Here is a 13,539-nt window from a genome sequence, read left to right as displayed (position 1 = left end):
TTTTATTTGCTTAACTGTCTCTATATTACTCAAAATATGAAAAAAATTAAGCGATTAATCTGTGGGGACTGTTTGGATATGTCATCGAATAGCAATAAGCAACCGACTTTAAAAAAACTGGCACGTGGCCTGACGGTCACTTCAGTCATGACTGGTAGTACTTTTTTTCATGGCCCCCCGGTGCTGGCCTTGGGTTTAACCAAATTTTTTAAAAAATCCGCAAAAGTGGATGAAACCAATATCAAGATTACCAACAGCTGGTTAGGGGTCAATAACTGGCTGATTGAGCATGTTTTAAAAAATACCCAATGGCAAATCAGCGTAGATGAATCACTGGATTTGAATATGCAGGGCCGTTATTTGATGACCTGTAATCATCAAAGCTGGGTCGATACCACCGTCAACCAGTACTTCGGTCTGACCCGTATGCCTCTGACGCGTTTCTTTACCAAATGGGAACTTATTTTTATTCCTTTTGTCGGTCAGGCTTTTAAAATCTTAGGCTTCCCGATGATGAAGCGGCATAGCAAGGAACAGATTGCCAAAAATCCTGCGCTAAAATACCGGGATATGGAAGAAGCACGTAAATCCTGTGAACAGCTGATCAGTCAGCCTTTTACCCTGTTAAATTATCTGGAAGGCACGCGTTTTACCCAAGAAAAGCATGATCAGCAGCAGTCTCCCTATACACATTTACTGAAGCCTAAAGCCGGTGGGCTGGCATTGGCACTCAGTATTCTCGGCGATAAAATTGATGCGCTGGTCGACATGACTATTGTTTATCCTGACGGTATTCCGGGCTATGGTGAATTTTGGTTAGGTGAAGTGCCACGTATTGCGGTAAATTTAAGAAAAATTGATATTCCTGACTGGGTACTGGGCGGCAATTATGAAGATGATGCTGAATATCGTGCACGTTTTCAAAAATGGATTGATCAAATCTGGACTGAAAAAGATCAGCTCATCGCACAAATGCAGCAGAACTTCGTCAAAGCTCCGGTCGGATCTGTAACTGAGTAATTATGAAGAACGACAACCCGGACATTACGTCCAGCTCATTTAAATTTGTTCGTAAAGGAACCTGGGGCTGGAAAATTGCACTGATTTACGACATTTTCATGATGGTTTTAATCATCATCAATCTGTTCTGTCTTAGTGCCAACGCCATTTTAATGAGCGATTTTGGTCAGTGGTTGTTTGACTTCATTCGTTTACCGGAAATCTTGCAGTTTTATAAAAGTGATTTACGCCCTTGGGTCATCATTACCGAGGGCTGGTTTACCACCTTCTTGGTCTGTGAATTACTGGCACGCTGGGTCATCGCGATTGTCCTGCGTCATCATCGACGCTGGTGGTTCTTCCCTTTTGTGCACTGGTATGAAATTTTATCCATTATCCCTCAGCTACGTTTCCTACGTCTGCTGCGTGCGGTTGCGATTGGCTACAACCTGCATAGCCATGGTTATAAAGTAATTCCCAATCGTTGGTATCGCCAAGGCAACTTTTATTACAACATGCTGATGGAAGAGCTTTCCAGCCGGGTGGTACTGACCGTACTGGACAGCATCAAGCGTGAACTGACCACAAGTACATCACATAAACAGTTAATTGATGATTTAGTGGAACATCACCGTAAATTACTGGCCATTGCCTTGGCAGATATCTTGCAGGAGTCTTTAGGTAGGGAATTACAGTCACAACGTTCCATGATCGCTAAAAATGTAGGGCAAGTAGTGAATCAGGCGATTGAAGATACTCCAGAACTGACCCAATTATTACGTTTGATTCCAATCGTAGGTAGCCGGATTGAACAGCAAATTCAAAGTATTGGTCAACGCCTCGGAGAAAATATCACGCAAGGACTGATTGAACCATTTACCCACACAGGTCAAAAAGAAAATCCGACTTTTACCCTAATTTCAGATAAAATCAGCCAGATTCAGATTGAACATAATCCACATATTGATAAATTGGTCGAATCGGCTGTTTTTGAAACACTTGAAGCAATCCGAAAACAGGTAAAAGTCAAACAGTGGCAACAGATTTTAGAAGAACATGAGCAAAATCAGAGCTCAATAGATAAGTAAAGTTTAAAGTACAGAATCAGATCAATCCGTCCGGTTCTGTTCGCATAAAAAAATAACTGAGATCGCTAGAGAATTACTGCAATTTGTTCTAGGATTTGCACTATTTACAACATTGCTTCGACACAAAACCAGCACGTCAGAAGTATTTAAGGAAGAATTATGGCTGATATACGGATAAAAGGCAGAATGGTCAATGCGATACGCATTAGTCTAGATACCAATGATCATGATGCCATCCGCCAGCAACTTAGCCCAAAATTACAAGCTGCATTTCCACCGGGCACTTTGGCCGTCATCGAAAGTTCAGTTGAACAGGAATTGATTGCCCTGATTCAGTTATTAATCGACCTGGATATACAGCCGATGGCTGTCACGGAAGGCTTACTCGGCGAGCAGGCGCGTGCCATTCAGTTCCCGGTTCTGCCGCCCGATCGCCAGCTAGAAGAAATTAAAGCCACAAAAGAGCAAGTGGTGGAAGTCAAGCCAGAACCCGCAGCAGACAATGCCCAGGTAGCGCCAATTGTTGCGCATGTGACTTCATATCATGATGAAATTCTGCGTACCGGCCAATGTATCGTGCAGCATAATGGCGACATTATTATCAATGCCGGTATCAACAGTGGGTCAGAAGTGATTGCTTCAGGCAATATCCATGTCTATGGCAGCGCGCGTGGTCGTGTCATTGCAGGTGTCGGTGGCAATACGGCGGCACGTATTTTCTGTCATAGCCTCGAAGCAGAACTGATTTCGATCGCAGGCACCTATTGCGTAGCGGATGACATTCCTCCGCATGTGGTCAAAAAATCAGTGCATATTTACTTGAATGATCAACAAGAGCTTGTATTTGAAGCTCTACAATTTTAATGTATAAATAAACACCAAAAACCCCATTTTAAACAGGGGATTTGAACCATAACAGGAGTGGATTCGGTGGCGAAAATTGTTGTCGTAACATCAGGCAAAGGTGGTGTAGGTAAAACTACAACAAGTGCATCTTTTGCAACAGGTTTAGCCCTACGTGGTCACAAAACTGTTGTTATTGATTTTGATGTAGGTTTACGTAACCTTGATTTGATTATGGGCTGTGAACGCCGTGTAGTTTATGATTTTGTGAATGTTTTAAATAACGAAGCACGATTACAACAAGCACTGATTCGCGATAAAGATATTGAGAATTTATATATTTTACCTGCTTCCCAAACACGTGATAAAGATGCCTTAACCGATGAGGGTGTAGCACGTGTAATGGATGAGCTTTCGCAGGAATTTGACTATATTATTTGTGATTCACCTGCCGGTATCGAGCGTGGTGCCATTCTGGCCATGTACCATGCGGATGAAGCGATCATTGTGACCAACCCTGAAATTTCTTCAGTCCGTGACTCTGACCGTATCATTGGTATGCTCGATAGCAAAACAAAAAAAGTAGAACAAAACGAAGGTCGCATCCGTAAGCATCTGTGTATTACCCGTTTCAATCCGGAACGTGCCGATAAACAGGAAATGCTGACGATTGACGATATTTCTAAGGATATTTTACGTGTACCGACCCTAGGTGTTATTCCTGAGTGTCCAAGCGTTTTACAAGCATCAAACGAAGGTAAGCCAGTGATTCTTTTCACTGAGGCTTCAGCGGGTCAGGCTTATGATGACCTGGTGGCGCGTTTCCTTGGTGAAGAGCGTCCTTACCGTCATATTGAGGTAAAACCTAAGGGCTGGTTAGCACGACTATTTGGAGCGTAGACATGGCAGGATTCTGGAGTAAACTTTTTAGTGGTGAGGAGAAGCCATCAAGCGCACGGACTGCTAAAGACCGTTTGAAGGTGATCGTTGCATCCGAACAAGGCTTGGGTCGTCGCTTGAGCCAGGACAAAATTGACCAGATGAAAACTGAAATCATGCAGGTGGTCAATCGTTATGTTCGCGGTGTCGATGAACAGCATATTCAAATGCAGGTTCGTTCTGAAGCCAATATTGAAATGCTTGAAATGAATATCAATTTACCTGAAGAACGATAATCTGATTTTTGATTGGTCAAGTAAATTGATTCAAGGCAAAATATGAGGCCGGATTAGTAAAGCATTGCTTTACCCGGCCGCAAGATGAGAAGCTATGCTTCGAGTGGGCTGGTCGTAAAATACTGCTTTACCCAGCCGCAAGACGAGAAGCTAGGCTTCCAATAGGCTAGTAACTCTACGCTACCTAGTCATAAGACGAGTAGCGAGACTTCGCCTAGACAATGTCGTTTTAAGGACATTGTCACTTGCGTACTCATATTTTGCCTTTTTTCATGCCGAAAAAACTACATTAGATCAAGGAAATTGCGATGGCATTATCTCAACCAGCGACCTTTAACGAAGAATGGTCAGATGAGCGTGTATTTGCCTATTTAAATCAGCTTCCTCCTGCAGGTGTTAATGCTGATTTTCACGTGCTCTATCATGCTTTCAAGCATATGCGTCCATTCGATTATGAACGCCTGTTGACGAAATTTGTCGCTGATGGCCGTGATGTCAATGCAACCAATCCGGAAGGACAACGGATTCATGACGTGATTGCCACTTTCCCGCGTCAAAGTGCCGAATTTCTGGATGTATTGGCAAAATTTGCCTGAGTCAAAAATACATAAAAAAGCCTGCTTTGAAAGCAGGCCTTTTTATTGCAAAGATTGTGAAACTAAACCAGAATCTCGCGTTTGCCGTTGGCCCCCATGCCGCTGACAATGCCATTTTCTTCCATCTGGTCAATGATCCGCGCAGCACGGTTGTAGCCCAGACTGAATTTACGCTGTAAGGATGAAGTGGAAGCCTTACGGGTTTCTAGTACAAATGCCACACACTGGTCATATAACGCATCGCGATCTGATCCACCGTCGCCACCATCTTCAAAACCACGACTTGATGGTTCTTCATCAAACGGTGTCAGGATCTCGTCGACATAGTTTGGTGAACCACGTTCACGCCATGCATCACAGATCCGGTTTACTTCATCATCGGCAATAAATGCACCATGCACACGCTCAGGTTCAATTTTACCCGGGCCGAGGAATAGCATGTCACCATGACCAAGTAAGTCTTCAGCACCACCCGCATCCAGAATAGTACGCGAATCGATCTTGGAGTTGACCCGCAATGCAACACGCGTCGGAATATTGGCTTTGATCAAACCGGTGATTACGTCTACTGATGGACGCTGGGTCGCAAGCAACAGGTGAATACCAGCAGCACGTGATTTTTGTGCCAGACGGGTAATCATTTCTTCGGCTTTTTTACCCACCTGCATGATCATATCCGCGAACTCATCCGCAACAATCACAATAGAAGGCAACGGTGTTAAGCGCGGCGCACGCTCACCCACAACAGAATCGCTGGCTTTCCAGGTTGGATCGATCAGGTCTTCACCATTGGCAATCGCCTCTTCCACTTTGCGGTTATAGTCGCTCAGTTTACGGATTTTCAGGAAAGACATCAGTTTATAACGACGTTCCATTTCATTGACACACCAGTTCAATGCGCTGACCGCATCTTTCATATCGGTAACTACAGGCGTCAATAAATGTGGAATATCGTTATAGTTCGCCAGTTCCAGCTGCTTCGGATCGATCAGAATAAGACGCAATTCATCCGGTGTATATTTCAGCAACATCGATAGAATCATCGAGTTGACCGCCACCGATTTACCGGAACCTGTGGTTCCTGCCACCAGCATATGCGGCGCTTTACCCAGATCAGCAATCACCGGATTACCGGAAATATCCTTACCCATTGCCATGGAGAGGATGCTATTCGGATCAGTGAAGGCTGGAATGGTCAAAAGTTCGATCAAACGGACCATTTCACGGGTACTGTTTGGTACTTCAATTCCGATATACGGTTTGCCCGGAATGACTTCAACCACACGCACCGATGCCATCGACATCGAACGTGCCAAATCACGCGAAATATTCGTCACTTTAGAGGCTTTTACCCCTGGCGCCAGATCCAGTTCAAAACGTGTCACGACTGGGCCTGGCTGTGCTTCTACCACTTTGGCTTTGACGTTGAATTCTTGCAACTTGATTTCAAGCAACTCAGATAAACGTGCCAGCTGCTCTTCAGTAAAATTCACTTTTTTATTCGGATCGACTTCATCCAGTAAATCCAGACCTGGAAGCGGTGATAAATCTTTTCGGCGCTCCACCACCTGCATGGCACGTGACATCGGACGGCCTGAAGCATCAGTTAAAGGCGCATCAAAATCAAACTCGTCTTCATCCTGTGGCTTGCCAGCCGTTTCTTGCCAGGCTTCTACAAATTCTTCTTTAGATAAAGCTTCGCGTACTGCTGCATGAGTTGCAGAAGGAGGAGATACTGGTTGCTCTATACCCTGATGCTGAATTGGTGCCTGTACAAATGCAGAAGATTGGGCATAGCTTGATGCACGTACTGGTGGGCTTGGCTTATCTTCTTCAATCAGCAAATCACCCAGGTCATCCAGATCCGCCTGTAATACGCTATTTTTCACGACATGTGCAGTCGCCATAGATGCCATGACAGGTGCAACATTGGTCATGTCTTCCACAATTCTTACTGTCTTTTCGGCTGACGCTGTATTGAATGGACTATGCACATCGGTCGCAGTTTTACCTTGCGGAACTGCAGCCAGAAGTTCATCAAAGATTTCATCATCATCCCAGTCCAGGCCTGTATGTGAAGTCGATGCGGTTCTGGTATGAGCATGAGTCTGTGCTGCAACAGATTGTGGAGCAGCTATATGTGAGACTGGAGAATCAAGCTGTTCTTCTTCGGCTGCTTTGAGTAAGGCATCAATATCCTGTTTATGCCGCTGATCTTCATTTGAATGTAAGGCACGCCATACCTCGCCTGTGGCTACCACACGATCCGGCTGTTGAGGCACTTGCTGTACTTGCTTAAATGTCTCGACTGGCTCAGGAGCCTGCTGCTCAGCTTCAGAAATATCATCAAAAAACTGGGGTTGTCGTGATTCTTTATCGGCAAAATCATCAAATAAGCGTTCAGCCACCTGATCACGCACCACCGGATCTATTTCTACCAGTTGATGCTCAGGCGCAGGTGTTACTGCAACCACTACTTTTTTTGCACTAATGACTGGCTCTTTTTTGGCGACAGGTGCAGTCCGGTCAAAATCAGACATGCCTTCAGGCACATTGCGGTAGAACAGGTCTTGTAAATAAGCAGGGGTTGCTTTGAGGCTGCTCCAGGTCTTGTTCCATTTCACCCCAAACGCCAAGGTAAATAGCACCACCCAAAGCACCAGCAGGAAGAATGCTGCACCGTATACTGTCAGCAATTGTTCAAGACTCTGACCTAATTCATAGCCAATAATACCGCCGGAAGAATTATCCAGCGTATCAGCAGGGACTTGCCAGAATAAAAACAACAGCGCTGAGGTGGTCAGCAACAGGAAGAATTGTGCAGCATAGCGAAATGGCCGGTTCAGGAAGCTACGCGGCCACCAGACCTGAATCGCTTCCATAAACAGATAGACAGGGATCAGCAGACTTGCCCAACCGAGAAAGCCAAACAAAAGGTCTGCAATCCAGGCACCCGCTACCCCACTGGCATTCGAAACCGTCTGCGTATCACTCGAGATATGCATCCACCCCGGATCAAATGGCGTATAGGTCACTGTTGCAAGAAACAGATAAATCCCAAATGAGACTAAAAATAATGTCATTACTAAGCGCTGTGCATAGGCACTCGACACCGCTGTCATATACTGTCCTGTAACCAATTCTTCATGAATATTCTTTTGCTTCAATGCTTGAAAAAAGCGACGCAATAAAATACATATTATGCACCTGTTCTGTGAAAAAAGATGCACTATTGTGCAAGCACAATGTTACTTATGCTATATAGCCCAAATCGATTTCAATGATCAATAATATCGACTTTAATCTCACACCACTGTTATACAGTTTCACGTATAATTCAATAAATTTCTAAATAAAAAAGGATACAGCTGATGAGCGCACGTCACTCACGACTGATTATTTTAGGTTCTGGCCCTGCAGGCTATAGCGCAGCAGTCTATGCAGCGCGTGCAAACTTGAAACCTACCCTGATTGCAGGCTTGCAACTGGGCGGTCAGCTGACCACGACGACTGACGTCGATAACTGGCCGGGTGATCCCGAAGGTTTGACTGGTCCAGCATTGATGGAACGTATGCAGGCACATGCAGAGCGTTTTGGCACTGAAATCGTGTATGACCATATCAATGAAGTGGATCTTAGCCAGCGCCCGTTCGTATTAAAAGGCGATATGGAAGAGTTCACCTGTGATGCCCTGATCATCTGTACCGGTGCAACTGCCCAATACCTCGGTCTGGAATCTGAAGCAGCCTATATGGGTCAAGGTGTCAGTGCTTGCGCGACTTGTGATGGTTTCTTCTATAAAAACCAGAAAGTCATGGTTGTAGGTGGTGGTAATACCGCTGTTGAAGAAGCGTTGTACTTATCCAATATTGCGTCTCACGTGACTCTGGTTCACCGTCGTGATTCATTACGTTCTGAAAAAATCTTGCAAGATCATTTATTTGCCAAAGAAAAAGAAGGCAAGATCAGCATTATCTGGAACCATCAAGTCGATGAAGTATTAGGTGATGCACAATCTGGCGTGACCTCGGTTCGTCTTAAATCAACTCAAGATGACTCTACTCAAAACGTTGATGTGACGGGTATGTTTGTGGCGATTGGTCACAAGCCAAATAGCAGCATGTTCGAAGGCCAGTTAGAGCTTCGTGACGGCTATATCCAGGTACAAAGCGGTACTGCTGGTAATGCAACCCAAACATCGGTACCGGGTGTATTTGCAGCAGGTGATATTGCGGACAGCATTTATCGTCAAGCCATTACTTCTGCGGGTTCAGGCTGTATGGCTGCGCTGGATGCAGAAAAATATCTTGATGCGATGGGTAAACTAGACTAAGCAGCAAGAATAAAAAAGCCGTCCATTATGGGCGGCTTTTTTATTGCTAGAATGAGATGATGATTTATCTATAGATTTATGTTGGGTCTGCCATGTCTTTACTTCCTCCCTCAGAATTCATTTTTCCCAATCCGGTCGAGATTGATCCTGAAGGTGAAGGACTGATTTGTATTGGTGCAGACCTCTCCCCTTCCACACTTTTTGAAGCTTATACGCATGGATTATTTCCCTGGTTTTCAGAAGGTGATCCGATTTGCTGGTGGAGTCCGGAACCACGCTGCATTATTCGCCCCGAAGATTATCATCCGAGCAAATCCCTGCTACGTAATATGAAAAAGCAGGATTATAAAATTACGGTCAATCATGCTTTTGAAAGAGTGATTCGTTCCTGTTCATTGCCTCGTGCTTATGCAGACGACACCTGGATCAGTGAAGATATTATCGCAGGCTATTGTGACATGTTCGACGCAGGATATGGTTATAGCATTGAGGTCTGGGATGAAGATCGCGTCGTCGGTGGACTTTATGGTGTGACCATCGGTCAAGGCTGTTTTGGTGAATCCATGTTTAGTACGCAAACCGATGTTTCTAAAATGGCTTTCTATACTTTAATGCTGATTGGACAGGAAAATAAACTACCCTGGATCGACTGCCAACTGGTCAACGATCATCTTTTAAGCCTAGGTGCCTGCACACTTTCTCGCCAAGCCTATCTTAATTCTTTACAAGATATTGTAAAAAAGCCTGCGATTGATTGGAAAAAGTATCAGGAAGGTGTATTTTCAAGTAAAACAATAGCGCAAAACGCGCGCTTAAGTGAATGAAAATAACAGAGGGTAGTTGTTATGAACTCTTATCAGCCAAAGGCCCTACTGAACGATTTACAGTATTATATTACGCCGCCGCATGATTGCAGCTATCTGCCCAACAAGTCGGCGCGCATGGTTTTTCTGGATCCCGCACATCGAATTGATGTAGTCACTTTATCGGAACTGTCACGTACCGGTTTCCGTCGCAGTGGTGATTTCGTGTATCGACCCGAATGTCATTTGTGTCGTCAATGTCTGTCTTCGCGTGTGCCTGTTGCTGAATTCCGCATGAACAGTTCACAAAAAAAAGCCTGGAAACGTAATCAGGATCTGGTGATAAAAATTACCAGTCCAGAGCACGCCGGGGACCTACATTATGCGCTGTATGAACGCTATATCAATGAACGCCACGCAGATGGCGATATGTTCCCACCCACCCGGGATCAGTTCGAAAAATTTTTATTGCAAAGCTGCACCGACAGCTTCTTTCTAGAATTATGGCAAGGTGAGCGTCTAATCAGCGTTTCCACTTGCGACCTGCTGGATGATGGCATCTCTGCCGTTTATACCTTCTTTGATCCGGATGAAAATCGTCGTTCACTCGGTGCTTTTGCAATCTTGAAACAGATTGAACATGCACAAAAGCTGGGCTTACAATTTATCTATCTGGGTTATTGGGTGCCACATTCCAACAAGATGAATTACAAATCTCAGTATCTGCCACTGGAACTCTTGATCGATGGACAATGGCGACGTTTAAATCATGCATTGAGTGCCACGGAGATTCAGCAATTGGGAAACTCATTAATGACGACCTTACCCAGCGGATGGAATCACCAGATTATTAAATAAGGTCGTCAGTTTGTATTATTTAAATAGACTAGCAAAATCATCCGTACATGCTTTTACCATAATGATGGCATGTTCACGGCTTCCGTTACTGTTAGGATAATAATTCTTGCGCAGATCAATCTGATGAAAGCCTGATTTTTCATACAGCTTGATCGCAGCCAGATTACTCTCGCGCACTTCCAGGAAAATCTGCACCGGATTATTTTTTAGCATCGCCACTGAAGCCTCCAGCAACTGATAGCCCAAGCCCTGACCTTGCTGTGCCGGATCAATTGCCATGAGCAATAAATTGGCTTCATCCAGCACTGGTTGTAAAATACAAAATCCGGCCACCTGCCCTTGCACTTCAATCACGGTACTTTGATAAGCCGTTACAGCATCTTCGAACTGTTTTAAAGTCCAGGGATGTGATTGAACTGATTTTTCAATCTTTGCAACGACTTCTACATCCGCTGCTTGCATTAAACGAATCATCTTCGTTCATCTTATATAGAATCAACCTCCGCATTATAGAAACTTCATCCAAAAAATCGAGCAAAAAAAAGAGCGATTTTAGTCGCTCTCCAATCTTCAGTTCTGTCACAGACCCAATTTGGCTTTCCAGGTCGCCAACAGTTGATCTGTATAATGATCATTCGGATGGAATCCCGGTTTAAAATACATCAGCATTTCTTTCGCCATACCCGTAATGACACCTTTAGAAGGACTATAGGCATAGGTATAAATGGCTTTTAAGGACTCAAGATTAAACTGCTGATCCTGTTTAAGCAAACGGGCGAGGAAATAGCTTTGCACCACAAATAAGGTTGCCATTGCGATGACCAAGGATGAAGTACGCAGTGCATAAGCTTTTAGGCCTTTGCCAAAAACTCCTTCAAAAACATCATGTGCAACTGCCTTATGTTCATTTTCCTCGATAGCATGCCATAACCACATGGTTTTCATGGTTTCATCTGTCATCAATTCCTGAATGTGGCTATTGGTCAAAAGCTGTGAGGCAATGGTTGCAGTGAAATGCTCAAGTGCCGTAGTTGCAGTCAAATCTACCATTTCTTGGGTAATTCCCACAGGCTTACCCAGTTTAGCCATGACTTTACGTGTCGTTTGAATGACTTTATCGGTATAACGATCAAGCGTCTCGACATCATGCCCATGTTTTTGCGCAGAAGCATTAAAGCCGATATGCTCGTGAGTATGCATGGCTTCCTGACCAATAAAAGCAGAAATTTCTTTTTGTAATGCTTCATTATTGGCAATTGCAGGATGGTTACGTACCGCGCGGACTGAATCTATAAAAAACTTTTCACCTGCTGGAAATAGCGCAGATAATGCGGTCATAAAATGAGTGAGACCTGCTGAACCATTCATCCAATATTCCGGTACAGCATCAAAATCAAAGTTCATGCGACGAACTGGAAAACTTGCACCCGCACGATTTGTAATATTTACTTTCGCATTCATGTGACCACTCCCATCAGGCCAATCCAGACCCGAAAATGTAATATTCATTTTCTTATCTGTATATTACGTGGTAATTTTTTTTACATAAGTGCAGTTTAGGTCAAGCCAATATCAGATAAGGACAGCTTTTAAAATCATTGTCCGACAATCTATTTTTAGTTTTATAAAAAGTTTGAATCAAAAAAAGCGCCTCAAAGAGGCGCTTTTCTTACACAATCAGCGATTATGCAGTTACTTTAGCAACTACACCAGCACCAACTGTACGACCGCCTTCACGGATCGCAAAACGTAGACCTGGGTCCATTGCGATCGGGTGGATTAGCTCTACTGACATCTCAACGTTGTCACCAGGCATTACCATTTCCACGCCTTCTTTAAGCGCGATCGCACCAGTTACGTCCGTAGTACGGAAGTAGAACTGTGGACGGTAACCGTTAAGGAATGGAGTGTGACGACCACCTTCTTCTTTAGAAAGTACGTATACTTCTGCATCGAATTTAGTGTGTGGCTTGATCGCACCTGGTTTAGTCAATACTTGACCACGTTGTACGTCTTCACGCTTAGTACCACGAAGAAGAACACCACAGTTCTCGCCCGCACGACCTTCGTCAAGAAGTTTACGGAACATTTCTACGCCAGTTACTGTAGTAGTTTGAGTATCACGGATACCAACGATTTCTACAGACTCACCTACTTTAACGATACCAGTCTCTACACGGCCAGTTACTACTGTACCACGACCAGAGATTGAGAATACGTCTTCAATTGGCATAAGGAATGGAAGGTCAATTGCACGCTCTGGCTCTGGAATGTAAGAGTCAAGTGCTTCAACAAGCGCAACTACCGCTGGCTCGCCGTATTGGCTGTCATCACCGTTAAGCGCAAGAAGAGCAGAACCACGGATCACTGGAGTGTCATCACCCGGGAAGTCGTAAGTAGAAAGAAGTTCACGAACTTCCATTTCAACTAGCTCAAGAAGCTCTTCATCGTCTACAAGGTCGCATTTGTTCAAGAATACAACGATGTAAGGTACACCTACCTGACGAGAAAGAAGGATGTGTTCACGAGTCTGTGGCATAGGACCATCAGTCGCAGCACACACAAGGATCGCGCCGTCCATCTGAGCAGCACCAGTAATCATGTTTTTAACATAATCGGCGTGGCCCGGGCAGTCTACGTGAGCGTAGTGACGAGTTGGAGAATCGTATTCTACGTGTGAAGTATTAATTGTAATACCACGTGCTTTTTCTTCTGGTGCAGAGTCGATTGCAGCGTAGTCTTTCGCTTCGCCACCGAATTTCTTCGCACATACAGTTGCAATTGCAGCTGTTAAAGTTGTTTTACCATGGTCAACGTGACCAATTGTGCCCACGTTAACGTGT

Annotated in this window: 13 protein-coding genes; 9 read left to right on the top strand and 4 right to left on the bottom strand. The window is 44.4% G+C overall.

The window, feature by feature from the left end:
* The first annotated feature begins 78 nt into the window (after window positions 1-78).
* From MWG72_RS14240 to MWG72_RS14215, 6 genes are all read left to right on the top strand, one after another.
* Window positions 79-1,020, top strand: coding sequence for an acyltransferase (locus tag MWG72_RS14240; protein WP_247144324.1), 942 nt, complete (start codon window positions 79-81; stop codon window positions 1,018-1,020).
* 2 nt (window positions 1,021-1,022) lie between these two features.
* On the top strand, window positions 1,023-2,087 hold the full coding sequence (locus MWG72_RS14235; RefSeq protein ID WP_247144323.1) for a preprotein translocase subunit SecA: 1,065 nt from the start codon (window positions 1,023-1,025) through the stop codon (window positions 2,085-2,087).
* Window positions 2,088-2,246: 159 nt separating this feature from the next.
* The gene (gene minC / locus MWG72_RS14230) at window positions 2,247-2,951 is read left to right on the top strand and encodes a septum site-determining protein MinC (RefSeq protein WP_005104802.1); all 705 of its coding nucleotides are present in this window, start codon (window positions 2,247-2,249) and stop codon (window positions 2,949-2,951) included.
* 66 nt (window positions 2,952-3,017) lie between these two features.
* Window positions 3,018-3,830 carry a septum site-determining protein MinD gene (minD, locus tag MWG72_RS14225; RefSeq protein ID WP_004646120.1) on the top strand — a complete coding sequence of 271 codons (813 nt, stop codon included), beginning with the start codon at window positions 3,018-3,020 and terminating at the stop codon, window positions 3,828-3,830.
* A 2-nt stretch (window positions 3,831-3,832) separates the two neighbouring features.
* Window positions 3,833-4,105 carry a cell division topological specificity factor MinE gene (gene minE, locus MWG72_RS14220; protein WP_005104804.1) on the top strand — a complete coding sequence of 91 codons (273 nt, stop codon included), beginning with the start codon at window positions 3,833-3,835 and terminating at the stop codon, window positions 4,103-4,105.
* Window positions 4,106-4,413: 308 nt separating this feature from the next.
* The gene (locus MWG72_RS14215) at window positions 4,414-4,701 is read left to right on the top strand and encodes a PA4642 family protein (protein WP_004279254.1); all 288 of its coding nucleotides are present in this window, start codon (window positions 4,414-4,416) and stop codon (window positions 4,699-4,701) included.
* A gap of 62 nt (window positions 4,702-4,763) precedes the next feature.
* Here MWG72_RS14215 and MWG72_RS14210 read toward each other — a convergent pair whose 3' ends face one another.
* Window positions 4,764-7,823, bottom strand: a complete 3,060-nt coding sequence (locus MWG72_RS14210; protein WP_247144322.1) for a DNA translocase FtsK — start codon at window positions 7,821-7,823, stop codon at window positions 4,764-4,766.
* Between the two features lie 249 nt (window positions 7,824-8,072).
* Here MWG72_RS14210 and trxB point away from each other — a divergent pair, with 249 nt between their 5' ends.
* The 3 genes from trxB to MWG72_RS14195 all read left to right on the top strand — a co-directional run bounded on the left by trxB (window position 8,073) and on the right by MWG72_RS14195 (window position 10,696).
* The gene (trxB, locus tag MWG72_RS14205; RefSeq protein WP_071850219.1) at window positions 8,073-9,035 is read left to right on the top strand and encodes a thioredoxin-disulfide reductase; all 963 of its coding nucleotides are present in this window, start codon (window positions 8,073-8,075) and stop codon (window positions 9,033-9,035) included.
* A gap of 92 nt (window positions 9,036-9,127) precedes the next feature.
* Window positions 9,128-9,859 carry a leucyl/phenylalanyl-tRNA--protein transferase gene (gene aat, locus MWG72_RS14200; protein ID WP_247144321.1) on the top strand — a complete coding sequence of 244 codons (732 nt, stop codon included), beginning with the start codon at window positions 9,128-9,130 and terminating at the stop codon, window positions 9,857-9,859.
* Window positions 9,860-9,880: 21 nt separating this feature from the next.
* On the top strand, window positions 9,881-10,696 hold the full coding sequence (locus MWG72_RS14195) for an arginyltransferase (protein ID WP_071850221.1): 816 nt from the start codon (window positions 9,881-9,883) through the stop codon (window positions 10,694-10,696).
* 15 nt (window positions 10,697-10,711) lie between these two features.
* Here MWG72_RS14195 and rimI read toward each other — a convergent pair whose 3' ends face one another.
* From rimI to tuf, 3 genes are all read right to left on the bottom strand, one after another.
* Window positions 10,712-11,170, bottom strand: a complete 459-nt coding sequence (gene rimI, locus MWG72_RS14190) for a ribosomal protein S18-alanine N-acetyltransferase (protein ID WP_005104810.1) — start codon at window positions 11,168-11,170, stop codon at window positions 10,712-10,714.
* 105 nt (window positions 11,171-11,275) lie between these two features.
* Window positions 11,276-12,157, bottom strand: coding sequence for a metal-dependent hydrolase (locus MWG72_RS14185; RefSeq protein WP_004646113.1), 882 nt, complete (start codon window positions 12,155-12,157; stop codon window positions 11,276-11,278).
* A gap of 223 nt (window positions 12,158-12,380) precedes the next feature.
* Window positions 12,381-13,539 (bottom strand): elongation factor Tu (gene tuf / locus MWG72_RS14180; protein ID WP_247144320.1); only part of this gene is annotated, 1,159 nt, incomplete at its 5' end.

It is taken from the genome of Acinetobacter lwoffii (assembly GCF_022967985.1).
Lineage (GTDB): Bacteria > Pseudomonadota > Gammaproteobacteria > Pseudomonadales > Moraxellaceae > Acinetobacter.
This window is presented reverse-complemented; position numbering and strand designations above follow the sequence as displayed.